Origin of the sequence: Acinetobacter gyllenbergii (assembly GCF_001682515.1) — a bacterium.
Lineage (GTDB): Bacteria > Pseudomonadota > Gammaproteobacteria > Pseudomonadales > Moraxellaceae > Acinetobacter > Acinetobacter gyllenbergii.
Window position 1 is genome coordinate 138,109 of sequence record NZ_KV575264.1, and the last position, 22,892, is coordinate 161,000.

Sequence of the window (22,892 nt, forward strand, 5' to 3'; positions counted from 1 at the left end):
CAACTCATCTTATCCTTTTAATACGTCATGAATCGAAAGATCTTTATCGAACACCGATTTTGCAAACGGGCATAGAGGAATGACTTTCACCTGACGTTCACGCACAAAACCAATCAACTCTTTTAACAACTTATGTCCGACACCTTGCCCACGAAATTGATCACTCACATCGGTATGATCAATAATGAGCATACTGTCTCCCGCCCATGTATAAGCCATTTCACCTGCGAGCACCTCGCCCTCAAACAGCTTAAATGCACCATGTTTCCCATCATCAGTCTGCTGGATACTCATACACCTTCCTTTTTTAAACATTCTTCTCTATAACAGCCCGAAGGCTATCTGTTTATTTCGTCTGAATGTTTTAGCACGCATACTGAACAGAGTGTGTTGAGATTTGATAACCTCAATACAATATAGCTTTTCACTGAGGCGTATTATTTGGTTCGGTAAAAACTAACATTTCTAAACTCTTTGGCTTCATCCAAATCTGGCCAAGTGCTTGCGCTACGCTCATCAATTTTTAGATATTGAGGATGACTAAAGTTTTTGACTCGACTATCCGCGACCCAAACCTCAGGTGCAAATTTTAAAAACTCATCCAGAAAGAAACGATTGGATTGGTCATACAGTACATCTGCCGCCAATAACACATCAACTTGTTCTGACTGGTACAAATCGTCTAGATACTCGAGTTCAACATCATTCAGCAAGGCATTTTCACGACATGATGCAAGACTTACGGGATCAATATCACAGCAAATGACGCGTTTAGCACCTGCCATTTTTGCCGCAATCGCAACGACACCAGATCCAGCACCAAAATCTAACACAACCTTGTCTTTAACGTGATGCGGCTCAGCCAACAACCATTGCGCCATTGCCAGACCAGAAGCCCAACAAAAAATCCAATACGGTGTTTCATTCCAAATCCGTCGAATCACTTCATCATCTAAGCGGTCTGTTGGAAATACTGGCGGAATTAACCACAGTGAAATCGGCGTTTCAGGTAACTGCTGTGCGAGTAAATCAGTATTGGGAATCACCTGATGCAAGGCCTGTAACAAATGTTCAGGTGCTTTGGCAAATTGAAAAGTGCAACTCATATTTTTTGAATTCTAAAAAACCCCTCTTAACGAGGGGTTATTAATCGTTACGCTAATGCTTTTTCAGCAGCTTCTACAGTTTGACGAATCAAAGTCGTGATTGTCATCGGCCCCACACCACCCGGCACTGGGGTATAAGCAGATGCGATTTCTTCAATACCGACCAATTGAATATCGCCGACACCACCGCCATCACGCGGATGGAAACCTGCATCAACCACAACTGCACCTTGCTTGATCCAGTCTTTTTGGATCAACTCAGCTTTACCGACTGCACCAACGATAATATCGGCTTGTTTAACCAATTCTGGCAGATTTTGAGTACGCGAGTGGCAAATCGTCACAGTTGCATTGGCTTGTAATAACATCATCGCCATTGGTTTACCCAAAATAGCAGAACGCCCAACCACAACCGCATGTTTACCTGCGATTTCAATTTTGTTTTCTTGCAAAATGGTCATGATGCCCGCTGGCGTTGCAGAACCATATGCAGCCTCGCCCATTGCCATACGACCAAAACCTAAACACGTCACGCCATCGACGTCTTTTGCCAATGAAATCGCATCAAAACAGGCTCTTTCATCAATTTGTTCAGGCACTGGATGTTGCAATAAGATGCCATGCACATCAGGATTAGCATTTAATTTTTCAATTTCAGCCAATAATTGTTCAGTTGTGGTTTCTTTTGGAAGCTCAACTTTAAGCGAGTCCATGCCAACACGGCGGCAAGCATTGCCTTTCATACGCACATAAGTGGCAGATGCACCATCATCACCAACCAAAATGGTTGCCAAGATTGGGGTACGCCCCGATTTTGCTTTTAATGCTTCTACACGTACCAACAAATCCGTTTCAATTTGTTTTGCTAATGCACGACCGTCTAAAACCAATGCCACAGCGCATCTCCAAAGTGGGTATGAATCAATTGCGTAAATAATACATGATAATTTGAGCAATATTCTTTTAGATGTTGTTTTTATGTGCATATTCGCTCTAAACACTATTGTTTTTTTTTTAAAGGTTGCTAATATGTGCATCACCAAGAGATGGCGGGGTGGCAGAGTGGTCATGCAGCGGACTGCAACTCCGTGTACGCCGGTTCGATTCCGACCTCCGCCTCCATTGGTAAAGCCCGAGTGGTGAAATCGGTAGACACAGGGGATTTAAAATCCCCCGCCCACAAAGCGTGCCAGTTCGAGTCTGGCCTCGGGCACCATCTTTCAGCTACTGAAATATGGTGCAAATAAAAATCCAGCGTAAGCTGGTTTTTTTATGTCTGAATATTCCCCAATAATCTAAAAGAGGCAACCTAAGCAGCCTCATGGTAAATTGTTCATTTTCAGTTTTAGCTGTAGTTTGCCACGATAAAACAAACAATCCATACGATAAAATAAGCAAGACTCTGATCTAGCGCTTTAGCACGTTGGAATAAATACACAGGCACTAACCACACCATACCTTTAAATTTTTCTGTTTTCACCCCAGCTTTGTCCAACCGTTTCTCATCTAGAATAGAAAGCATAATATTTAAGGCAATGGTAATTACAAAATAATAGCCTTCCTCTACCTTATAAGTCGCTAATTCAACATTGCCCCCAGAGAATATGCCTGCGACAAAATATTCAAGAAATAGCCCTAAAATAGGTGCAAAAGCCAATACCCACACCATGGTATTATTTACATGCTGTCCAGTTAATGGAGGTGGAAGAGTATTATCAACAAATTGATTCAACTCAGTTTTTTCTAAAAATACCCAATCCTTTAAACCTTTTCTCCATACCACAGTGTCTCGATGCAAACCTCCTGTTTGAATAAGATTAATCATTTGTGATTGTGAAATTGCCCCTATACGCTCCCCATTCTTTTCATAAAACCATTCATTAGCCAAATTTTCTTCAAGATTAAGATTTTTTTCCATTATCTGCTTCCTATAAAAGTTACAGATTGAATATGTACAAGCTGTTTGACAGCTTATGTCAGTATTAAATATTTTTCTTATTTTTATATTTAATTTTTAAAATGACACTAGCTGTCATTCTCTTTATTTATAAATACGCCACATTAAACACCAATTAAAGAGAACATCATGATTATTGGACTTATTTTACATTATTCATCTTTGAATAAAGCAGGCATAGTTATTGATGAAAATTCTGTTCGCTATCAATTCTCTAGTGAAGAATGGCGAGAAGACATCGATTTAAAGTTGGGGTTTAAAGTCACATTTGATTTAAATCAGTATGATCAAGTCACTAACATTCGTAAGGAATGGCTTACCGTTTAAATCATCTCAAAGGCAAGAAATTAAATCTAAAATCTATTATCTGAGTACATACAGCTTTTAGATAAAGTTTAACTAAAACCAAACTCAATCGTTCAGTTTTTTATTGCCTCAGCCAATTCCACTTCAGCAGATTGATTTATCAGCTCTAAAAAATGATTAATTAAAATTATTAGAAAATCAAAAACCATAGATTTAATTTTAATCCAACTCATTTAATTGTTTACATACGATCAAATTTAACTCAATAAAATCATCCCAAACATACCGCTCTTTTAAATATTTTTTATAATAATCATCAACTCGACAAATTTCTGGTCGATTCTCATATATACCACATAAACGTGTATCTAAATCGTAGTAATGACAAACACCATCACCACGATCTAGATAAGCAGTCAATTCAGATAAATTGACATGACGGCAACATGCACCACATTGAGTACATGGAAACGGTTTCATTCTCTAGTTAACCCCAATAACCAATTTGTTGTGCTATCCTGATTACCAGTTTCAAATGGCAAAACGATGCCTTGCTTTTCAACTTCTTGCTTCAACACTAGATTTTTTTCAAATTCTGAGCTTTTTCGCTCTAACTGAGATGCAAATTGTGATAATTCATTAAGGTCTAGTCCAAACTCTAATTGAGTTAACTCAAATATATATCGATCTAGTTCAGTATTTATTTCTTTAAAATGATCAAGAGTCCGTTCATATTTTGTTTTAAATCCATCCAAATACTCCCAAAACTTCAACATAATAGGACTTTGTTCAATAAAATAGCTCAAACCCAAGGTAATAATACCAGTTGCAAGAGCTGTAAAAAAACCACGAATCTCTGCACTTAAAAAAGGCAGTGCCTCTAATACAACTAGATTCTCATGAATTATCGTCCCTGCAACAACACCTATACTCGCCGACAAAATTTTAAAAGTTGCTTTTGCAAGTTGGCCTGTACTTAAGTTTTCAGGATTAAAGAAAACTAACTTAGCAATATTAACTATATTCAACCATGTTTCACGAATCATCTTCCCCCAAATTTTTGTGGTTGTTAAAAATATATTTAATATAGTCGTCGTAATACTAGAAAATATTCCAGAAATTGTACCTGTTCCAAAATTTAATAAAAGATCTTTAAATCTTATCTTCACTCGCTCAACAATATTGATTATTGTTTCTTTCAAATCATTTAAAAAATCTAGAATTTTAAATTCAATCTTTTTATACTTTTCATAAATATTTGGTATCTGTTCTTTAAGTTCAAACCAAATTTCGGCAAAAACAAGACCAAGAGACTCTCTTAGCCCCATCTTAATTCCAGCTACACCTGCTGCATTTATACTTGCATTAAAAAATTTCGAGCTTGTATAATATGAATTAATCTGTTTTTCATTTTCAGCCCTTGCTTTTGCATCTACCTTTTTCATAGTATCAGGATTAACTTGCAGTAATTGCTCTAATCGTTCTTGCTGTACTTTTAGAGTGTTCAACGCTTGTTGATACTCATGTTTTTGTTGTGGTGAATCTTGCGGCATACTCTCTAATTTGTTTTTTAACTTCTCGATATTCACCTCACGACTTGCTATAGATTGTTGCAATGGTTTCCCATCTCCTAGCAACTCTGTAATGGAATGCTTATTCTTTACCTTATTAATTGTTTCTCCAGTTACGCACAAATTTGAGCTTTTATTTGCGAGCTCCACTCCATCAAGCCCTGCTAGGACTCGACCTGCATCATTATGAATTTCAACTGCTGCAATAACATGGTCTAAGTTTGTTTTTTCTTGCTTATTTTGAAAAGCAAATGTTTTATTATTCCTGTAGGCATCTTTAAGTTCACCAGATTTTTGTAATTCTTTATTTATTCTATTTGTTTCTATATAGTTTGCATGCCGATGATAAGCCTCTGAATCGTATTTTCCTCGACACTCATAATTTTGCATTTCTTGCTCTGTTGCCCATATCCCCTGCCTAACATTATGAATAGTATCAACATCACCACCTTTTTTATCTTCTAACAATAGAAAATCTAGACCAAAAGTCGTTACTAAACTTTTAGTCACAACTTTATTAATTTCTTCTGACCAATCAAATGCCTGTGCTACCATACCAACATCCAAAGTCATCCTTTACTTTATAAAAATAAAGGATGCATGATTATTTTTAATTAACGAGGATTTTTAAAATTATAAAAATCTTCACTTGCTGTTTCCAAAGCTTTATCCAATCTAGCTTTATCTAAAATCTGTATACCATCTGCATCAACTTGAATTTGAGGCAAATTATCATTACCTAAAATAGCCCCACCTTCAAAATCTCTTTTGACCTTAAATAATGGTGTCGAAATAAGCTTAGCCATAATAGCAGCGAGTATGATTCCATTTTGAATATATAAATTCGCAGTAGCGGTAAGATTTCTAATTTTTTCTTCATCACCATTTTTTACAATTTCATTTACATCCTTCAATAATTCAAAATACTCTTGAAAAATGACATATATTCTTTCTAATTCTGATGCAATTTTCTGAGCATATTGTTCTACCCTGAATAATTGCTCTTTTGCTTTATCCATTTTATCCACAGCATCAGCAATTTGTTGTTTAACATCTTGCGCATTTTCTAATGCTTTTGAACCATGTATCGCATAAGCAATACCAGCTACAGCCAATACAGGTGCAACTACAGCCCCACCTAAAACCATTGCCCCGCCAGCCATTCCCCACCCCCCAGCAGCTAGAGAGCCTCCTCCAATTGCAGCCATTGTTGCATTATATGCAGCTGCACCAGACAAAGCTGCTATTGGTGTTCCTGTGGAGGCTGCACCTAGCGCCATTACCCCACCATACACAGCAAATCCAGCTGCGGCACCAGATACCCCACCACCTACCGCCGTTCTCAAATAATCTGTTGCACTAATTGCAACCTCCTTAATTTGATTCAATTTATGCTTCGGAAGTTCAATTTTAGTATTTCCATATTTCTGAAAATTATTATTACGAAGTATCTCTTCAACTAACCGATCAAACCTATCAAAATCTTCACCTATTTTAAGTTCAAGCTCACCCAAACTCTCTAAGGCTTGGCTAGTATTATTATTAACAACATCAAATACATCCTTCTTATTACGATAGAGTTTTTTTGACTCTTCAATAATATTGTCTGCACGGCTTTTGTCTTGATAACCGTCATACCCTTTTTTTGCACCAACTGCAGCAGCGATAGCAGCACCTGCTAAAATAAATGGTAATGGCATAAACCTCTCCTATCAGTTTAACTTTAATATTTACCGAGCTAAATATTTTTTTAGATCAGCTTCCAACTCATCCTGTAAATAATCAGGACTTATAATCTCCACATGTGGAATCCAATACCGTACTAAAGGCAAAAGCTGCATTGCATGACTGATTTTACAAGAAACATCCCAGCCGCCATCTTCTCGTTCTATCAGATTATCATCTTGCTCAGGCAAAAGTTTCCGTTGCTTAAAATGCGAGATAACATCTGCATGGATTTTTAATTTAACCTCAATTTTTTCTTGTCCAAACCAAATACTATTTTCATCTTCAAGCTGTTTTAATACATCTGGCTTATGTTCAAATCTTTCTAAATGGTGTTGTTCATAAGATTTGTTGATACGACTTACGCGATAAGTCCGCAATTTTCCTTTTCTTACGGCTGCTAAATACCAACTACCATGATGATGAATTAAACGATAAGGTTCTACGACACGTGACTCTCCATTATATAGAAAACCAATTTGTTGCTTCTTTTCAATTGCTTCTGACAATATATCTAATAGATGTTCGAATTTACTTGAATCTTCATGAGCATACCCCTTTGCTGCATAGGTAAGCTGACCCTGATTTAACAACTTAGTTAAAAATGGTGTAGCTAAATTTGGATATAAACTATGAATACCTGACATCTGAGCAAAGACTTTAATATCTTTTTGTTTAAACAGCCCCATTGATTTGGAGTCTAGATAATATCGCTGTTGATCATCTCGCAGTAAAACTAAATTTGCTGACTCTAAACGACCAATATCACGGAAAATAGTACGTTCACTAACGTTCAGATCGTCTGCCAATGTTTTAATATCAAGTTTCATCCCACTATTTAACTTGACTAAAATTTTCGCTAAACGCTCAGCTAGTTGCCCACTTTTTTCAGAAACTTTTGCCATTATTTACCTAGTTTATTTGGTTTTAATCAATCTATGCTTATTATTCACATTGCTTTGACAGGTTGTGTCACTCAGAATTAATATCTTTTATTTTTTCACTCAATTTTGATAGACCATTCCGCTTAAAATAAAACTGATCTTATACTGATTAATTAATTATTTTTACTTTTATTATTTTTTTGAAGGACAACAGCAGTTATTGCCAAATTTAGAAAAATAAAGTCACTTTATGACAATTAATGAGAACAACGATAAGATCTAAGAGAAACATAGATTAAAATGGCTAATTCATCGAATAATGAATTAGCCACAACAAAACAACTATGCGACTTGCTGCCCTGTTTTCAATGGCAATAAGTTTTTATCCAAGCTCAATTGATAACCACGGGTTTTATCAATCACATATTCAGGCTTTTTGATCGAATCCAGATAAATCCATTGTGATTGCGCTTGAGTAGTATCAAATTGAACAATCAAATAGCCTCTTTGATTTAAATTGCAGTAATTCAACTCATCAATCAAAGTCGTAAATGCAAATTCAAACTGTTGCAACTGTGCCAATGGAATATTTAAGTATTTTTCCAAGCCTGGTGAAGACACTGAACTGGTTGCTAACTCTACCCCAACGAATGCACCATCTTTACTGTATAAATTTGATGACCATGCGTTATGCGTATCTCCCGCCAGCACCACGACTTTCTTCTTTAATTGCGCCAAAGCAGCATACACAATCTCACGCTCAGCAAAATAACCATCCCATGCATCTAGGTTATAAGGTGCAACCGTCAGAACACGTGCTTTTTCTTGTGTTGTTAAAGTCGGATCACCTTGTAATAACCGAAGTTTCAATTTTACTAATTCAGTGATTTGGGCATTCATCTTATTTAAAGTATCTGCACTCGGATTACCCGCAGTAATTTCAGCCAAAGCAAGTAGCAACTCAGCAGGAACTAACATCTTGGTCACTAAAATTTGCTGACCGAGCACATTCCAAGTTGCTGTCGACTGTTGCAGTTTTCCAATCAGCCAATCACGTTGGGTATAGCCCATTAGAGTACGTGCTGGATTGGTCAAATCTGCCTGGAATTTTGCAATATCCAAACCATTCGCTGTCATATAGTTGGCATAGTCCAATTGCTCATCACGCGCAATAATTCGCGTATCCAACATCGTTAATTGAACCAGATTACCAAAATCGAACTGGCGATAAATCTTGGTATGTTGATCATCGACAGGACGGATTGGCATCCATTCGAAATAAGCCTGTAAAGCCGCGAGCTTACGATCAAGGAATGGCCCTTCGTTTGGCTGATGATTTTCAGCCCCATCGCGCCATGCATCATTCGCAAGTTCATGATCATCCCAAATCACAATAAATGGGTGACGATGATGCAATGCCTGTAGATCTTTATCTTTACGATAGAGCGCATAGCGTTTGCGATAATCATCTAGTTTAATGATTTCCTTATTGTTGTCAGCTGCAAGTGTACGCCCCAGTTTAGCCGCATCTTCTGCTGCATAGCCGTCTGCACCATATTCATAAATATAGTCCCCCAGATGAATAACTACATCAACATTTTGCTTGGCCATTTCACGATACACATAGAAATAACCTGCTGGATAGTTTGAACATGAACACACCGCAAAACTGACTTTTGTCGCACTGCTTGGCAATGTCTTGGTTTGTCCGATAGGTGAAACCTTATCGCCGAAGATAAACCGATAAAAATAAGACTGATCTGGTTTTAAGCCTGTGGCATCCACTTTTACAGTAAAATCTTGCGCTGCAGCCGTGGTAACTTTATCGGTTTTAATGATTTGTTTGAATTGCTGATCTAAAGCAATTTCCCATGTCACTTGCAGACGGGCACTACTCTCGCTTGGCGTCAAGCGGGTCCACAAGATCACGCGATCTTGTAAAGGATCACCACTGGCAACCCCATGTTCAAAACTCACTTGCAATGTTGCTGTTTCTTGATCTGAACTGTCATTACAGCCTGTAAATCCCGCAGATAAAGACAACGCCCCGAAACCGAATAGACTTTTTTGAATGAGTTCCCGTCGTGAAATTTTTGCTGTCATTTGGATAGCTACCTTAATTTTATCACTATAAGTAAATGATTGAAATTAATGGGCTTAGATGAAGCTTTGATCTCAATTTGATGAAAGAATCATGAAAATATGATGACAATGCTTAATTTTCATCAGATAAGCACATGAATTGATTGAAAAGAAAGCAAATAGCAAGTTTTACTCTTGCCAAGTTTTAAAGTGTCCTCTATCATTGCGCACATGCCCGAGTGGTGAAATCGGTAGACACAGGGGATTTAAAATCCCCCGCCCACAAAGCGTGCCAGTTCGAGTCTGGCCTCGGGCACCATCTTCCAACTAGTGAAAGATGGTGCAAATAAAAACCCAGCGAAAGCTGGTTTTTTTATGTCTGAAATTTAAGACCCAGCATAAAAAAATGCCTTAATTCAAAAATTAAGGCATTCGATCTTCTTGATTTAGAATAATAAATAATTACTCTACGCGAATAATTTTACCATTCTCATCGTGATGAACGATGCTGATCTTCTGCTGACGTCCTACCTGAATCTCTTGCTCCGGTAATTCGAAATAACGCGCATAATCAGGCAAGGTCTTTTCAACAGCATGCTTTTTATGCACACGTTTAGCAGGCAACAATCCCCACAACAATAATGCAACCGCGCACATAAATAATGCAGTGACACCATGCTCAATGCCATCACTAAATGCAGCCATCAAACGTTGAGCAATATGCGTCTTTTGTAATTCAACCAACACCCACACTAAAATAAATGGACGCCATAACAGTAACCAACCCGCCCACATCATTGCAGTGGTGGTGGTTGAGAAGTAACGTTTATGCCATGGGAGCTGGCGACGTACATCAATAATCAAGCTATCTGCTTTCATTGCTTTTTACTCAGCAAAATGAATCTTTTCGATTCAACGAATTCCACGATCTGGGCTAATCCAACGGGCACGTTTCTCATCATTACGCAACAGCACCTTTGGAAAGGCGACGATTGTAGCAGTAATTGTGATCAACCAAAACACAAACGGGTACCAAATCATCCAATAATAATTTTTCCCTAGGTTTGGTTCATAACGACTATCCATCCATTTGCTTAAAGCAAACTGAATTAAACAGGTCGCACCTAATAAAATTCCACTACCGTATGGTAAAAATGGTGAACTCACCACCGCAAGAGCTGGAATTGCAAAGATAAAGTGCAATAACCAGATCACCGCCATGATAAGCATCAAATATGACCAAATGAGTGTCAAACATAGTTCAAACATCAACGGCCATAAAAAATTAAGTTTAGGCTTTAAAAACACATCAATATTTTTAACTAAGACCTGTGCGCCACCCATCGCCCAACGTAGACGTTGCTTCCATAGACCATTAAGGGTTTCCGGCATCAATATCCACACCAAAGCATTTGGCTCAAAGCGGACATCCCAACCTGCACGTTGTAATTTCCATGTGATATCGATGTCTTCAGTCAACATATTCGGTGACCAATAATCCACTTGATGAACAGCGCTTTTACGAAAGGCCGTGATCACACCCGACACGGTAAATAACCGGCCAAAAGTACGTTGTGCACGTTTGATCATGCCGACAATCGAAGAGAATTCCCCGACTTGAATTCGTCCAAGTAAAGTCGAACGGGTCCGAATACGCGGGTTTCCCGTTACTGCGGCAACTGTTGGATCTTCTAAGAAATGTCGTATCATCCATTTAGCGGCATGTGGATCAAGCAAAGCATCGCCATCAATCCCGATCAGAAATTCTGCATCGGTCATCAAGCTACCCGCTTGTAGTCCCATCGCTTTACCTTGGTTCTGTGCCAGATGTACGACACGTAATTTTTCATACTGTGTCGCCAATCGATCTAACACCTCACCCGTATTGTCAGAACTACCATCATTAATCGCAATCACCTCAAAATTCGGATAATCCAATTTGAGTGCATGGCTAATGGTTTCTTCAGCATTGTCCCCTTCATTAAAACAAGGGACTAATACCGCGACTTTGGGATACTCAGGTAAGGCCGCGGGTTGCTGATAGGGAGGATCTTGACGCTCTTTCCAATAAAAAATAATTGCGCCAACCATCCATAAATACGACATAAATAATGGATAGTAAAAAACAAATTTAATGGCATATGACCACAATAAAGCAATCCAACTCATCTACATTACTCGACTATGGTACTAATTGAGATGATTTTAGACCAAAAGCCTTATGCATAGTTTCTACATCTGGATGTCCTTTGATCGGATCATCTGGATAATAAGCGATATGCATTGCACCCTGCTCATATAAGGACTTAATCGTTGCCGCCATTTCTTCAGATGGTACTTTCTGGTCATTGCGCCAGTTTACCGCCTGTAACTCCATCACGGTCTTTTTAATGCCGTTTGGATACTGCTTCACACGATTCATAATGTCTGAATAGAATTTTGCAGGATTGTCCGATTGCTCCATATAAGGCATCGCCATAATCGCAGTAAAGTCATAACGATTTAGTGATTGCTCTAGAGATTGTGCATACCAATTTTCCGCATAAGCATTTAAAGCTACTTGCGCATAGAGATTACGAGCCGTCACCAAAAATGGCTGATACTGACGCACCTCTCCAGCCAATTCCATTGCAAAATCATCTAAATAATGGGTTTTATAAGCGGTCCACTTTTGCAAATCGGCATCATTGTCACGAATTTTAGCAAGATCTGTTGGCAAGCCTTGCTTGGCATATGCCGCCAACGCATCAGGACTGGCATCTTCATAATCTGACAAAGTCACATCATCATGGAACAACAAGCCATCAAACGGCGTTGATTTAGCCAAATCCTGATATATTTCTTTAATTGTTTGTCGTGCTGCTGGTGAGAATGGACTGAGACGAATATAGCCCATATTCAAATGCTCACCCGCTTTTGCTTGCTGGGTTTCCACTAAATCTTTCGACACTGGATCAGTTTTAGGCAGTTCCCACGCCAATAATGGCATCCATGCATATAGACGCTGTACAGGCGTACGGGTTTGAATTTGCCAAGCCACACGATTGAACAAATCTGCACGCATTGGAATATGACGATTTGGGAAATACACCATATCCGCAGAACCATTGGCATCTGGATCAGAAAAAGCCTGTAAATAGACCGTATTCACGCCCATACCATTAATACGATCAATCAAATGATCAAGATTACGTTCTTGCTGCTTCTCATCTGGATCATAGATATAGTCCAAATCGACATGCATAATTTTTTGCGGTCGATTATTGTCATTGAGATTCAGTTCGCGGTTCTTAATCTCCTGTGCTAAAGCACTGGTTGACATATTACCCTGAATCAAAATACGACTCATATTTTGTAGTGATTGCTTGGCATGATCCGCCCCATCATCCAAAGTAATGGTAATCGGCATCCCCAACTGTTTGGAGGTTTGTACCAACTGCATATTATAGCGGCCATACGGCCAGACCATCACGCGTGGTGAACGTAAACCATGTGATTTTAAGAGGTCATTGTTCTTTTTTAAATCTTGATAAACGCGAGCTTGATAAGCTGCATCACTTTCATAACTCTTGGTTTTAGGATCATAAATACGCGTAATCGCAGCAGGTTCTGAGTTTCCTTGCGGATTACCATTAATGCCTTGGTGTAAATGATAACTGTGGCTAGCGATTTCGACCAAACCACTGTCTTGCATTTCCTTGAGTTCATCCCAACTCAGGATTTTATTACGCTCAATCAGCTCCCCCCCAAAGTCAACTTTCTGGTCTGCTTTAGGCTCTAACCAAGATCCGACAACAGCTAACACCACTGGAATTTTTTTCGCACGAATAATCGGATAAGCATTTTGATAAAACGACTGATAACCATCGTCCACCGTCAGCAAAATAGGTTTGCTTGGTAATTTATATTTGCCTTGATGTGCTTTGATCAGTTGATCAACATTAATAAAGTGATAACCATTCTTTTTTAGCCAGTCGATGTGCTCACCAAACTGTTTGGCGGTAACCGCATAGCTTGGAATCAGTGCATCTTTTCGATCTGTAATTTCGTGATATCCAATGACAGTCAATGTGGTTGCATCGATTTTTGGATTTGCCGCAAAAGTTGTAGTACTGGCAACAACCCCAAACACAAGACCTAAAAAAGTTTTTAACGTCGGAGACACTAAACGTGTTGTCATAGAGATATCGTCTCAAGATTAGAAATTCGCTGATCGCAGATCATGCCTGCATCATCTTACAATTTTATGGACAAATAAGATGTTTTTAATGGTCAGCTGGAAGTACGGATTGTATTTATAATTTTAAAAGCTGAAAATAAACTTAAATGTATTTTTTATGAAATCAATCACATTTTAATTGAATATTTTTTGGTAAGCACACCACCCCCTATTTCAATATTTGAATTAGGGGGGATTTAAGCGTCGTCGTACGAGATTAATACTGTATTAATTGAAAATTGGGATGGTCTGCAAGCTGCTGTAAATAGTGGCGCTCTTTTTGATAAAAATATTTATTCAGACGGTTCACCCACTCACCTCGGCGGAAGCTCTGAATTTTTTTATGCACGCCATCATAATCCAATAACACCACATTGCTGTCATTCTCCCCTACTGCTAAACGCGTGATTTTATAGTCATGTGGTGCATACTGATGCGAAGGCTGTAAAGACCTGAGGATTTCAACCTTATAATCACCATCCATCCAGTAATGTTTGTCCGTTAGCGCTTTTTCATTGACCCAAAAACCAGTCTGGGCGCCATCATGGGTATCAATCAGAAAAAAATGATCTAACTCTCTTAATAGTTCTGATGCAGTGATATCCAAATAATCATTCATATCGACCTCTACTCACTCAAATTCTTATCATTACTTTTTGCCACATTTTTATCATCGATGAACTATAGCTGACTTACCCCCATCAACCTATCGTCACCTAAAGCACAATATTTCACACCCTGAGAATACCGATTTATGCTGTAACAATAAGGGTCATAGAAAAATTGCTCTTTTAACTCAAAGATATACAGGACTGTATATAGAATCAATATATTTTTCTTGGGCTGTAATAAAATTCAGATGAAAGAAATGTTTTTAAAATCAAAATCTTATTATACAATTATTAATATTATTTTATCTTTATGATTTTAAAGCGATTTAGCCTAAAAAAACTAAACCGCTTCAATTCATTCAATCAAAACTGGTTATTCGTCGCGTGTTTTTACATCGAATAGTTCAATTTCAAAAGTCAGATTAGCATTGGCTGGAATGATTTTGCCCATTTTACGTGAGCCGTAGGCCAAATGTGCAGGTACGATCAACTTGCGCTTTCCACCCACACGCATACCCATGATGCCCTGATCCCAACCTTTAATCACACGACCTGTACCAATCACAGTTTCAAAGTAGTTGCCACGATCTAAAGACGAGTCAAACTTGGTTCCATCTTCCAACCAACCTGTATAGTGAGTCGTGATCAAAGCACCACGAACCGCTTCTTTACCTTCACCTACTTTCAAGTCAATGATTTCTAATTCTGCACTCATTTCTATCTCTCCACATCACTCAAACTAAAATTATTGCAATTGTTGCCACTGAATGTCGACCTGTCCTTTGTCACTTAACAAAGTCCACTCACCATCCATAATATTCAACTGCAATTGCATGGTGCGTTCACATAACTCTTCAAGTGCTTGTGTGGTTTGTGGGGCCAATTGCCATACTTGCACATTACTTAAGGTTTTAATCTTGGTATTTTTCTGCCACCAATCATCCGATTGAGCGCCATAGGTCACCACTGCAACCTGTTTACAACGCGCACTGGCTTTTTTAACTTTATCTTCAGATGGACAACCGACTTCAATCCATTTCTCTAACAGCCCTGTCAGATCTTTTTGCCATAGTGCAGGCTCATCAGTTTCAAATAAATCTTTGGTAAATTCTAGACGCTCATCGGCAAAACGCGCATAAGCTAAAATACGCACCATTAAACGCTCAATGGTTTCAGAAGGATGCTGAGCAAGTGTGAGCTGATAATCTGCATAGATATGCTCATCCATATTGGCAATATTCAGATCTGCCTTATATATTGTTGCTTTTAGCGCCATAAACGATACTCTTCAATACGGTGTACTCAAATTTGGCGCTAAGCATACTCTATTTTACCCAGAAGCATGTGCGATTTGATCATGTTGATCATCAATCGGATTGATACGGCACTGCAATAATTGTGTTTCAAAAGCCAACCAGTCTCGTGTTGACTGACAAATCAGCTCAATTCGATTGTCGATGCTTTCCTCAGCCGATTTATAGTTAAACTGCTGCGGGTTAAAGTTAAAGCTTTTCCAACCTTGCTCAGTATTAAATATACCTTTAATACGCACCCAATCCTGCTGAGCACATAATAGATCCAACAAATCATAGAAGTTAAACTGCCAGCGTTTAGGCAGTTTCCAACCTGCTACCGTATAACCTTGCGTCGTTTCCACATAATGGTATGGCAGCTGTTTTATTTCAGGCAGCGGTTCAACAGCTTGCGTTTGCTGCAATCTTAATAAGGGTTGGATCTTACGTTGTACAGGTTGCTGCTGAATATCCAATTGTTGAATCTCTACTTGCCCATTTTCAGCTTCAATCCAATGCTGGACATAAGTGTCATATTCTTGTTTTAAAGCCACATAGGCTTGATGATCTGCTGCGGTCATACAATCGATATGCGATAACACCACGATTTGTGCTGCTTTTAATTGATCTGTATATAAATTCTGTTTGACCCAGTCTTGGTCATGTAGGCGACTACCATCCACAACAATGACTAAAGCTCGCATAGCCAAACTACTCTGCCAATGCGGTTCAGTCAGTTGTTCTAATAATTGTGCGGGATGCCCTAAACCTGTGGGCTCGATAAATAAACGATCCGGTTTGCTATCACTCAGCAGGCGGGACAATGCAATTTGCATCGGTAATTGACTACTACAACACAAGCAGCCCCCCAACAATTCTTTTACCGCATAGCCTTGTTGCTGAGTAATCAGTTGCTGATCAACACCAATCTGCCCGAACTCATTCATCAGAACTGCCCAGACCTCATGTTCTGGTTTCTGAGCCAATAAATGCTGCAATAATGTGGTCTTACCCGCTCCTAAAAAACCAGAAATAATATGGGTAGGCACTGTTTTCGGAGCAACAAGCTTCACGATAGACTCGCATTAAAAATTTATTTCATTCTAAAGCGAAAAATTGATGAAATAAAATAAAGAATGGTTTTACCCATAATTAGATACACACCCCATCAATCAAAAATAAAGTGATATACATCACAATTAAAATCTAAAAATCTTATTTAAATATTCAAAATAAATGGTTTATTCAATTAAGCATTTTTTAGAAAACCAAACTTAATGTTTAAAACACGTAAAATTAGCGATTATTTTTTAACCATAAAAACATATTTACATACATTTTCATCCTTAATTTCTCCATGCTGTTTTACATAGCAGCTACAAAACAGCACGCAATATTTCATATTGTTAAGATAGTCGTAATAGATTGTTAAGAATATTGCCGCAAATGGGTTTGGCACATAGCATGAACCTCATGCCGAAATTGAGAGATTTGGATTAACCGAATCATCCCATGAAGGTTGTTATTTTTAAATGAAATAAGGATGCCAAACATGAAACTGATTAAAACTGTTCTTGCGACTACACTTACTCTTGCAGCAGCGTCTACATTTGCAGCACCAGTAGAAGCTCAAACTGAAGAAAAAGTCGTTGTTTCTACTCAAGAACAACCTGAAACTCAAGGTCAAGCTGCAACTGATGTAGCAGCAGCTGAAGCGCCTGCATCTACACCTGCACCAACAAACTAATTAGATCTCAAGGTTCCTCCAGTTCCTTAGACTCACATTGGTAATGATTTAACCCTTACTTCATTACCAATGTAAAAAAAGATCGAACCATGCTGCGGTTCGATCTTTTTTGCATCAGCACTCTATTAAAAACTGAGTACTAAGGGGTTTTCTTAAAAACACTGCATGAAGGTTGATGAACTTCTTGCAACCGTATTGCCTTACGCTGCTCAGCAGCTTCAAAACGACAACGCTTCCATTCTGTATCCAAATTTAGCTGTGGAACTTCTTTTGGCTTACGCTGTTCATCTACGGCAACCATGGTGAAATAACAAGTATTGGTATGTCGAATTGTCCGCTTTTGAATATTTTGCGCTTCAACACGAATGCCGATTTCCATTGAAGTACGGCCGACATGATTGACACTGGCAAGGAAAGTTACCAATTCACCGACATAGATGGGTTCTTTAAAATTGACGCGATCAACCGACATGGTTACCACATAGCTACCTGAATATCGACTGGCACATGCATAAGCCACTTGATCGAGCAACTTGAGAATCGTTCCACCATGAACATTACCTGAAAAATTTGCCATATCAGGTGTCATTAAAACCGTCATCGTCAACTCAGACTGGTCATCAGGTGCTTGGTTTGCTTGATCTAATTGATACATGAGAGCTCATTGAGAATGCAACATTGTTATTATCGTTCATTCATGCGCGTAAAAATATGCGCAAAATGATAAAACATCATCAATTATTTTTATATTCTTTCTATCATTCAATTCAAAATAATGACAATGAAACTGTTTTTATCCAAATACGCTCTTCAAACTGGTAGATGAATGAAAGAAAAAACAGCTTCAATATCAGATATATTAAATCAAGCTAGAAGGTAATTAACTCAAATTAGCTGAACGGATCAGACCAACGATACCATTTACAATCATATCAATTGCAATCGTACCAATCAGCAAAGCAGATAAACGTCCGACAATATCAAAATAGCGATCGATATATTTTGCATGTTTATAGCGTAAATGATCATGACCAAACTTCATCAAGATCAAAATACTACAGGTTAGAATCAAGGTAATTGCAATAACAGCCATTGCCCCTGTAAAAGGTACACTCACCCCAGTCACCACCGCCGCACTAATTGTGCCTGGACCGATCATAAATGGCATCGCGATAGTACCCGCCAGATGTTCAGGCGCACCCCGCATTTCTCCGATCGTTTCTGCACCCTGGAATACATAACGGTAACCAATGACCAAGAAAATTAAGCCACCAAAAATTTGAAAAGATTCGAAACGAACATTTAAATAGCGACTAAAAATATTCTCACCGCCCCAGGCAAATAGAATAAATACCCCGAAGGCAATCAAACTCCCCTGTATCAAGGCTTTACTAAATACCTTTGCATCGGTATTACGGATCATCCCCACCATATAAACACTCATCAGGAAGGGATTGAGTAATGAGAAAAATAATGCAAACGCATGAATATAAGGAGAAAACATAACGGTCTCTTTCATCTGCGAAAAACTTAACTGCCTGCAATCACAGGCAAGGTTTAGAATAGCAATACAAAATTAATTTAGGGCTTGCTTACAACCTACTGTGGCATTCTTTAGAGAATCATCTTTATTCAGATCAAGATTAACCCCTAATCCCAATAGACTCATGTGAATGTTGGCCTTACTATTATTCAACGCTTTGACTTTAAACTTGACCCCTTTATCACTGTATAGGGTGTTATCGACCAACTTTACCCGATAAGACATAACTTCCTTACGGTCATCCATACACAGCAACCCACTGCCTTGACGGTTCAGACTTAACGCGACTGATGCAGCACCCGCTTCACCAGTCCAACTTCCAGCAAATGGAATCGGGGTTGTGGTGAGCTGGTTAAATTGAGCAGGCGACATTGTTGTAATCGAGGTACAGCCCACTAAAGCAAATGCAAAAATAACGGGGAATAAAATCTTTTTCACAACCATCACCTAAAACGATAAAAATCAAATAATTCTTAACATTTTCACATATCAGCAATTTTTTAATTTGTACTCCATGTATATGACAAGTATCGGAAATGTAAAAACAGTTTAAATAAATCCCAATCCAAGATTTATATTCAATTTCATTTTTTGAATTAGCTTTTATCAAGACAACTACAATTTAATATTTTCATTAGCATAACCCTCTCAACATTCGATAATTTTTTAAGAAAACGGAATGCCAATCTTTGGATAAAAGGTATACACGAATAGAGTTAAAATAAATAAAAAATTAAGGCTTGATTTTCAGCTCGATCATCTGTAGATTTTCTTTTTGAGCGAGTGATTCAAATGACTTTCCAATCTATATTTGAAACTTTCCAGACTCTTCCGAATGGAACGGATGCCTACAAACAATTAAAAAATCAATGTGAACAAGCGATTGTTGCTGCAGAGTACCCGCTAGAACACAGTGCTTTATTGCTGATTTATGGTTTTGCAAAAAACTATGTCTTACTTTATGAAGATCAACCTGTTACACCAGACTTTTCCAACAAAGTAAAAGCTCAGCTTTTAACTTATATGAATGAGCTCAACCAAGCGTTAATAACCCAAGATGCAATGCACATATTAACCGCCCTTAATAATGTCTCTACCCAATATATCCAAAGCTCTAGAATATTTTAATGATTTAAAATATCGAATTTGAATCAAGCTTCTAAATCAGTACTTATATGACATGATTATAAGCAAACAATTTATAAGCTTGGTTACGAGTTTTATTTATACTGTGGCTTACTTACGCCAAAATTAATCGAGCATGATTTACAATATGTTCAGTCAAAAGCTGTAATGGTTTTGACTGCTGATCCCAATGATGCCAATACAGTGGAATATCAACACTAATATCAGGCAATAACCCAACCAATACTTCTGCTTTATTTTCAATATTCAGTTGTAGCTCGGGCACCATGCCATAGCCTAACCCCAATTTAATGGCGGTCACAAAAGACTCTGATGATGGAATTAAATGACAAGGATAAGTTCCTTTCATCAATCCATAATTTTTTTCGAGAAGATCGAAATGCATACGGTCTTTTTCATTAAAAATAATTGCGGGTGCAGCGCGTAATGTTTCTCGATGAATTCCCTCTGCAAACCATTTCTTTTTAAATTGCTCAGTTGCCATCATGCGATAACGCATCAGTCCTAAATATTCAGCATGACAGCCTCGCATCGGCTGATCTTCAATCGAAATACAAGCACTGACTGTGCCCTTTTCTAATAATGAATAAGTATGCGACTGGTCATCTGTTCTCAGCTCAATCACGATCTTTTCTTTGAGTAACACTTCCTTTAATGCTGGAAGTAACCAGGTTGCCAAGGAGTCCTCATTAGAACCGATCACGGTTTTAAAAAAATGTGACTCTCCTGCACCCGTCAAACCATGCAACAGGTTTTGCTCTAAACGCCTGATGTGCTGTAAATGCTCAAACATTTGTTGACCTGCTTGCGTCAAGACACAAGGGCGACCACGAATCAATAGCAACTGTCCCAGTTCTTTTTCCAGTGCCTGAACTCTTAAAGTCACCGCTGATGCAGTAATGCACAGCTTCAACCCTGCTTGTTCAAAACTTCCATTTTCAGCAACAGCAAAAAAGGCCTCACATTGTTTATTGTCCAGCATAACGACCTTAAAAAAATTTAGCTAAATCCAATTAATCTTAATTCTACTGAATTTTTAAAAGAAAAAAAGATGATGCTAAACTCGTAACTTTTCTCTCTGAAAAGTTCTCATTCTTTTAGGCAATGGATCTACCTACTTTCAAGTAGGATTCTGATTTGCCTTGGCGTCACGGGGCTTTCCAAGATCGTTATTAATTTCCCCCTGATCACGACCAACGCAAAATGCCTCTGTCCTGATTGAGGTAGATCAAGCCAGTCTTTTTCTCAAATAAATAATACTAAGTAAAGCAAATGCCAAGCCGATAAAGGACGGCGCATAGCCAAAAGGCGTTGCTAACAAGCCAACGATGACGGCTCCAGCTACTGCCCCTCCATAATTAAAAATATTAACACGCGCAATAATTTCATCTCGTCGACTTTCATCTAAACGACCTACAGCAGAATAGGTCAGTGGAACCAACGCACCTACAGCGACACCAGCCAATGCAAAACCAACAATAACCGTCACTAATGAATGACTTATTCCAGATAATACGCATCCGAATGCTCCAATCAGGAGCGTGACCAAAGCAACCCATGTTGCTGTTTTAAATTGCAGTAAATAATCAAGACTTAAGCGTGTGAGCAAAATTCCTATTTGATAGGCCGCATAACCTAAAGGAGCAATGGTTGCTGAACTTGCTAAAACGTCTTTAAGATAAATGGAACTCCATGTACTGATTGCAGAATCGACAGTGAACACAATCAGAATAATCACGCCAAAAATGAGAAGTTGTTGATATGGAATCGCTGCTTTCTCTTGAAGATGTATGTCTGAGCATTGTTTTTGTTGAAATAAGCAGTGTCTAGAAAGTTGTGAGGTGACGAATGCAATCACCACTGCAATGCATAATGCTGTCGTTGCTCCAAGTGTAGTTGAAACAGTGGCTGACATCATTAATGCCCCTAAAAATGCAGCCGCGGTATAACATGCAAAAAAACCACCAAAGACACTTTTACCAAGTCGTTGTTCCATGATAACTGCTTGCATATTCAGCGCTGCATCTAAGCAACCGAGTCCAAGTCCATAAAGCAAAAAGCTCGCAATCATGACAATCACATTGGGACTAAATGCAGCAATTGCGATTCCTATGGCTTCAAAAATAAAACCAGTCACAACGGCAAGTCGTGATCCAAGTTTTACCGCGATACGATCAGCTAAAATTGAGCCGAGCGCTGCTGCAATGCATACCCCCAGAATAATCAGCGATAACTGATCATCTGAAAGTCTGAATCGGCCTTTTATTGTAGGGAGTGCGGTCATCACAGTCGCATAACCCAGACCTTGTGTGGCAAAACCGAGCGAAATCACTGTCCTTGTTTTACTGAGCATTCGGTTATTTACATTTTGAATATGATGATTGAGGTCCATGCCTGGCTCGCTTAGTTCTTTTTTAAATATTTACTGGGATATTCCCTCGAACACTTCCTGTGTCGATTGCTTTTAATTTTGATCTAAAACAATTCTTAAAATAAGGGCAATAATTGAAGAATAAGGGGGGTAATTCGGACAACAATATCTAAGCTGCTTTGTTGTACTCCCACCTTTAAACCTTAAAAAAAATTTAGCCAAACCAAAACAATCTTAATTTTACTGACTTTTATAAATATAAAAAGATAATAGCAAACAGTAAATTTTTAATGGAAAAAAAGCATCTAACACTTGATCTAAGCGTTAGACGA

At 38.4% G+C, this 22,892-nt stretch carries 24 protein-coding genes and 3 tRNA genes; 6 read left to right on the top strand and 21 right to left on the bottom strand.

Annotated elements, in window-relative coordinates; genetic code table 11:
• Window positions 1-9 precede the first annotated feature (9 nt).
• The 3 genes from NG55_RS12360 to folD form a co-directional block, all read right to left on the bottom strand.
• Window positions 10-294 (bottom strand): GNAT family N-acetyltransferase, encoded by a 285-nt coding sequence (locus NG55_RS12360; RefSeq protein ID WP_016541213.1) that lies wholly within the window; start codon window positions 292-294, stop codon window positions 10-12.
• A 143-nt stretch (window positions 295-437) separates the two neighbouring features.
• Window positions 438-1,106, bottom strand: a complete 669-nt coding sequence (locus NG55_RS12365; protein WP_004801487.1) for a class I SAM-dependent methyltransferase — start codon at window positions 1,104-1,106, stop codon at window positions 438-440.
• Window positions 1,107-1,153: 47 nt separating this feature from the next.
• The gene (folD, locus tag NG55_RS12370; protein ID WP_004652016.1) at window positions 1,154-2,002 is read right to left on the bottom strand and encodes a bifunctional methylenetetrahydrofolate dehydrogenase/methenyltetrahydrofolate cyclohydrolase FolD; all 849 of its coding nucleotides are present in this window, start codon (window positions 2,000-2,002) and stop codon (window positions 1,154-1,156) included.
• Between the two features lie 152 nt (window positions 2,003-2,154).
• Between folD and NG55_RS12375 the strand changes: the two genes are divergently transcribed.
• Window positions 2,155-2,228, top strand: a tRNA-Cys gene (locus tag NG55_RS12375).
• An 8-nt stretch (window positions 2,229-2,236) separates the two neighbouring features.
• A tRNA-Leu gene (locus NG55_RS12380) sits at window positions 2,237-2,322 on the top strand.
• A 129-nt stretch (window positions 2,323-2,451) separates the two neighbouring features.
• On the opposite strand, the gene NG55_RS20615 is transcribed toward NG55_RS12380, so the two are convergent.
• On the bottom strand, window positions 2,452-3,024 hold the full coding sequence (locus tag NG55_RS20615; RefSeq protein WP_023271428.1) for a DUF4339 domain-containing protein: 573 nt from the start codon (window positions 3,022-3,024) through the stop codon (window positions 2,452-2,454).
• Between the two features lie 168 nt (window positions 3,025-3,192).
• Here NG55_RS20615 and NG55_RS12390 point away from each other — a divergent pair, with 168 nt between their 5' ends.
• Window positions 3,193-3,390 carry a hypothetical protein gene (locus tag NG55_RS12390; protein WP_016541210.1) on the top strand — a complete coding sequence of 66 codons (198 nt, stop codon included), beginning with the start codon at window positions 3,193-3,195 and terminating at the stop codon, window positions 3,388-3,390.
• 198 nt (window positions 3,391-3,588) lie between these two features.
• Here the strand turns inward: NG55_RS12390 and NG55_RS12395 are convergent, their stop codons facing one another.
• From NG55_RS12395 to NG55_RS12415, 5 genes are all read right to left on the bottom strand, one after another.
• The gene (locus NG55_RS12395) at window positions 3,589-3,849 is read right to left on the bottom strand and encodes a YkgJ family cysteine cluster protein (RefSeq protein WP_016541209.1); all 261 of its coding nucleotides are present in this window, start codon (window positions 3,847-3,849) and stop codon (window positions 3,589-3,591) included.
• Entirely contained in the window at window positions 3,846-5,495 is a 1,650-nt protein-coding gene (locus NG55_RS12400) for a DNA repair protein (protein ID WP_065343420.1), read from the bottom strand. The genes NG55_RS12395 and NG55_RS12400 overlap by 4 nt, the downstream gene beginning before the upstream one ends.
• Before the next feature lie 59 nt (window positions 5,496-5,554).
• On the bottom strand, window positions 5,555-6,640 hold the full coding sequence (locus tag NG55_RS12405; RefSeq protein ID WP_065343421.1) for a chemotaxis protein: 1,086 nt from the start codon (window positions 6,638-6,640) through the stop codon (window positions 5,555-5,557).
• A gap of 30 nt (window positions 6,641-6,670) precedes the next feature.
• Window positions 6,671-7,570, bottom strand: a complete 900-nt coding sequence (locus NG55_RS12410; protein ID WP_065343422.1) for a helix-turn-helix transcriptional regulator — start codon at window positions 7,568-7,570, stop codon at window positions 6,671-6,673.
• A 321-nt stretch (window positions 7,571-7,891) separates the two neighbouring features.
• On the bottom strand, window positions 7,892-9,652 hold the full coding sequence (locus NG55_RS12415; RefSeq protein WP_065343423.1) for an alkaline phosphatase D family protein: 1,761 nt from the start codon (window positions 9,650-9,652) through the stop codon (window positions 7,892-7,894).
• Between the two features lie 212 nt (window positions 9,653-9,864).
• On the opposite strand from NG55_RS12415, the gene NG55_RS12420 reads away from it, so the two are divergent.
• Window positions 9,865-9,950, top strand: a tRNA-Leu gene (locus tag NG55_RS12420).
• Window positions 9,951-10,093: 143 nt separating this feature from the next.
• On the opposite strand, the gene pgaD is transcribed toward NG55_RS12420, so the two are convergent.
• From pgaD to NG55_RS12455, 7 genes are all read right to left on the bottom strand, one after another.
• Window positions 10,094-10,510, bottom strand: coding sequence for a poly-beta-1,6-N-acetyl-D-glucosamine biosynthesis protein PgaD (gene pgaD, locus NG55_RS12425; RefSeq protein ID WP_065343424.1), 417 nt, complete (start codon window positions 10,508-10,510; stop codon window positions 10,094-10,096).
• A 33-nt stretch (window positions 10,511-10,543) separates the two neighbouring features.
• Window positions 10,544-11,800, bottom strand: coding sequence for a poly-beta-1,6-N-acetyl-D-glucosamine synthase (pgaC, locus tag NG55_RS12430; protein ID WP_016541203.1), 1,257 nt, complete (start codon window positions 11,798-11,800; stop codon window positions 10,544-10,546).
• A gap of 13 nt (window positions 11,801-11,813) precedes the next feature.
• Entirely contained in the window at window positions 11,814-13,811 is a 1,998-nt protein-coding gene (pgaB, locus tag NG55_RS12435) for a poly-beta-1,6-N-acetyl-D-glucosamine N-deacetylase PgaB (protein WP_065343425.1), read from the bottom strand.
• Between the two features lie 256 nt (window positions 13,812-14,067).
• Window positions 14,068-14,469, bottom strand: a complete 402-nt coding sequence (locus tag NG55_RS12440) for a hypothetical protein (protein ID WP_016541201.1) — start codon at window positions 14,467-14,469, stop codon at window positions 14,068-14,070.
• A gap of 365 nt (window positions 14,470-14,834) precedes the next feature.
• Window positions 14,835-15,176, bottom strand: a complete 342-nt coding sequence (locus NG55_RS12445) for an FKBP-type peptidyl-prolyl cis-trans isomerase (RefSeq protein ID WP_004652009.1) — start codon at window positions 15,174-15,176, stop codon at window positions 14,835-14,837.
• Between the two features lie 30 nt (window positions 15,177-15,206).
• A complete protein-coding gene (locus tag NG55_RS12450; RefSeq protein WP_065343426.1) occupies window positions 15,207-15,737 on the bottom strand; it encodes a YaeQ family protein in 531 nt (176 codons plus the stop codon).
• 54 nt (window positions 15,738-15,791) lie between these two features.
• Window positions 15,792-16,826: a CobW family GTP-binding protein gene (locus NG55_RS12455; protein ID WP_065343427.1), complete on the bottom strand. Its 1,035-nt coding sequence runs from the start codon at window positions 16,824-16,826 to the stop codon at window positions 15,792-15,794.
• A gap of 479 nt (window positions 16,827-17,305) precedes the next feature.
• On the opposite strand from NG55_RS12455, the gene NG55_RS12460 reads away from it, so the two are divergent.
• Window positions 17,306-17,500, top strand: coding sequence for a hypothetical protein (locus tag NG55_RS12460; RefSeq protein WP_016541198.1), 195 nt, complete (start codon window positions 17,306-17,308; stop codon window positions 17,498-17,500).
• A 139-nt stretch (window positions 17,501-17,639) separates the two neighbouring features.
• On the opposite strand, the gene NG55_RS12465 is transcribed toward NG55_RS12460, so the two are convergent.
• The 3 genes from NG55_RS12465 to NG55_RS12475 form a co-directional block, all read right to left on the bottom strand.
• Window positions 17,640-18,155, bottom strand: a complete 516-nt coding sequence (locus NG55_RS12465) for an acyl-CoA thioesterase (RefSeq protein ID WP_016660206.1) — start codon at window positions 18,153-18,155, stop codon at window positions 17,640-17,642.
• A 225-nt stretch (window positions 18,156-18,380) separates the two neighbouring features.
• Window positions 18,381-19,004 carry a MarC family protein gene (locus NG55_RS12470; protein WP_016541197.1) on the bottom strand — a complete coding sequence of 208 codons (624 nt, stop codon included), beginning with the start codon at window positions 19,002-19,004 and terminating at the stop codon, window positions 18,381-18,383.
• Between the two features lie 72 nt (window positions 19,005-19,076).
• Window positions 19,077-19,487, bottom strand: a complete 411-nt coding sequence (locus NG55_RS12475; RefSeq protein ID WP_016660205.1) for a J517_1871 family lipoprotein — start codon at window positions 19,485-19,487, stop codon at window positions 19,077-19,079.
• Between the two features lie 348 nt (window positions 19,488-19,835).
• Between NG55_RS12475 and NG55_RS12480 the strand changes: the two genes are divergently transcribed.
• Window positions 19,836-20,171 carry a hypothetical protein gene (locus tag NG55_RS12480; RefSeq protein WP_065343428.1) on the top strand — a complete coding sequence of 112 codons (336 nt, stop codon included), beginning with the start codon at window positions 19,836-19,838 and terminating at the stop codon, window positions 20,169-20,171.
• 112 nt (window positions 20,172-20,283) lie between these two features.
• Here NG55_RS12480 and NG55_RS12485 read toward each other — a convergent pair whose 3' ends face one another.
• Complete coding sequence (locus NG55_RS12485) at window positions 20,284-21,171, bottom strand: ArgP/LysG family DNA-binding transcriptional regulator (protein WP_016541194.1); 888 nt, start codon at window positions 21,169-21,171, stop codon at window positions 20,284-20,286.
• Between the two features lie 246 nt (window positions 21,172-21,417).
• Window positions 21,418-22,581, bottom strand: coding sequence for an MFS transporter (locus tag NG55_RS12490; RefSeq protein ID WP_065343429.1), 1,164 nt, complete (start codon window positions 22,579-22,581; stop codon window positions 21,418-21,420).
• Window positions 22,582-22,892: the final 311 nt, after the last annotated feature.

What these genes read in the sequence shown, in the direction of transcription:
- NG55_RS12480 (WP_065343428.1), top strand. Translation starts at nt 19,836, where the DNA reads ATGACTTTCCAATCTATATTTGAAACTTTCCAGACTCTTCCGAATGGA.
- NG55_RS12470 (WP_016541197.1), bottom strand. Translation starts at nt 19,004, where the DNA reads ATGTTTTCTCCTTATATTCATGCGTTTGCATTATTTTTCTCATTACTC.
- NG55_RS12440 (WP_016541201.1), bottom strand. Translation starts at nt 14,469, where the DNA reads ATGAATGATTATTTGGATATCACTGCATCAGAACTATTAAGAGAGTTA.
- pgaC (WP_016541203.1), bottom strand. Translation starts at nt 11,800, where the DNA reads ATGAGTTGGATTGCTTTATTGTGGTCATATGCCATTAAATTTGTTTTT.
- NG55_RS12405 (WP_065343421.1), bottom strand. Translation starts at nt 6,640, where the DNA reads ATGCCATTACCATTTATTTTAGCAGGTGCTGCTATCGCTGCTGCAGTT.
- NG55_RS20615 (WP_023271428.1), bottom strand. Translation starts at nt 3,024, where the DNA reads ATGGAAAAAAATCTTAATCTTGAAGAAAATTTGGCTAATGAATGGTTT.
- NG55_RS12415 (WP_065343423.1), bottom strand. Translation starts at nt 9,652, where the DNA reads ATGACAGCAAAAATTTCACGACGGGAACTCATTCAAAAAAGTCTATTC.
- NG55_RS12360 (WP_016541213.1), bottom strand. Translation starts at nt 294, where the DNA reads ATGAGTATCCAGCAGACTGATGATGGGAAACATGGTGCATTTAAGCTG.
- NG55_RS12450 (WP_065343426.1), bottom strand. Translation starts at nt 15,737, where the DNA reads ATGGCGCTAAAAGCAACAATATATAAGGCAGATCTGAATATTGCCAAT.
- NG55_RS12485 (WP_016541194.1), bottom strand. Translation starts at nt 21,171, where the DNA reads ATGCTGGACAATAAACAATGTGAGGCCTTTTTTGCTGTTGCTGAAAAT.
- NG55_RS12390 (WP_016541210.1), top strand. Translation starts at nt 3,193, where the DNA reads ATGATTATTGGACTTATTTTACATTATTCATCTTTGAATAAAGCAGGC.
- NG55_RS12395 (WP_016541209.1), bottom strand. Translation starts at nt 3,849, where the DNA reads ATGAAACCGTTTCCATGTACTCAATGTGGTGCATGTTGCCGTCATGTC.
- pgaB (WP_065343425.1), bottom strand. Translation starts at nt 13,811, where the DNA reads ATGACAACACGTTTAGTGTCTCCGACGTTAAAAACTTTTTTAGGTCTT.
- NG55_RS12465 (WP_016660206.1), bottom strand. Translation starts at nt 18,155, where the DNA reads ATGTATCAATTAGATCAAGCAAACCAAGCACCTGATGACCAGTCTGAG.
- NG55_RS12410 (WP_065343422.1), bottom strand. Translation starts at nt 7,570, where the DNA reads ATGGCAAAAGTTTCTGAAAAAAGTGGGCAACTAGCTGAGCGTTTAGCG.
- NG55_RS12475 (WP_016660205.1), bottom strand. Translation starts at nt 19,487, where the DNA reads ATGGTTGTGAAAAAGATTTTATTCCCCGTTATTTTTGCATTTGCTTTA.
- NG55_RS12445 (WP_004652009.1), bottom strand. Translation starts at nt 15,176, where the DNA reads ATGAGTGCAGAATTAGAAATCATTGACTTGAAAGTAGGTGAAGGTAAA.
- NG55_RS12400 (WP_065343420.1), bottom strand. Translation starts at nt 5,495, where the DNA reads ATGGTAGCACAGGCATTTGATTGGTCAGAAGAAATTAATAAAGTTGTG.
- NG55_RS12365 (WP_004801487.1), bottom strand. Translation starts at nt 1,106, where the DNA reads ATGAGTTGCACTTTTCAATTTGCCAAAGCACCTGAACATTTGTTACAG.
- NG55_RS12490 (WP_065343429.1), bottom strand. Translation starts at nt 22,581, where the DNA reads ATGGACCTCAATCATCATATTCAAAATGTAAATAACCGAATGCTCAGT.
- NG55_RS12460 (WP_016541198.1), top strand. Translation starts at nt 17,306, where the DNA reads ATGAAACTGATTAAAACTGTTCTTGCGACTACACTTACTCTTGCAGCA.
- pgaD (WP_065343424.1), bottom strand. Translation starts at nt 10,510, where the DNA reads ATGAAAGCAGATAGCTTGATTATTGATGTACGTCGCCAGCTCCCATGG.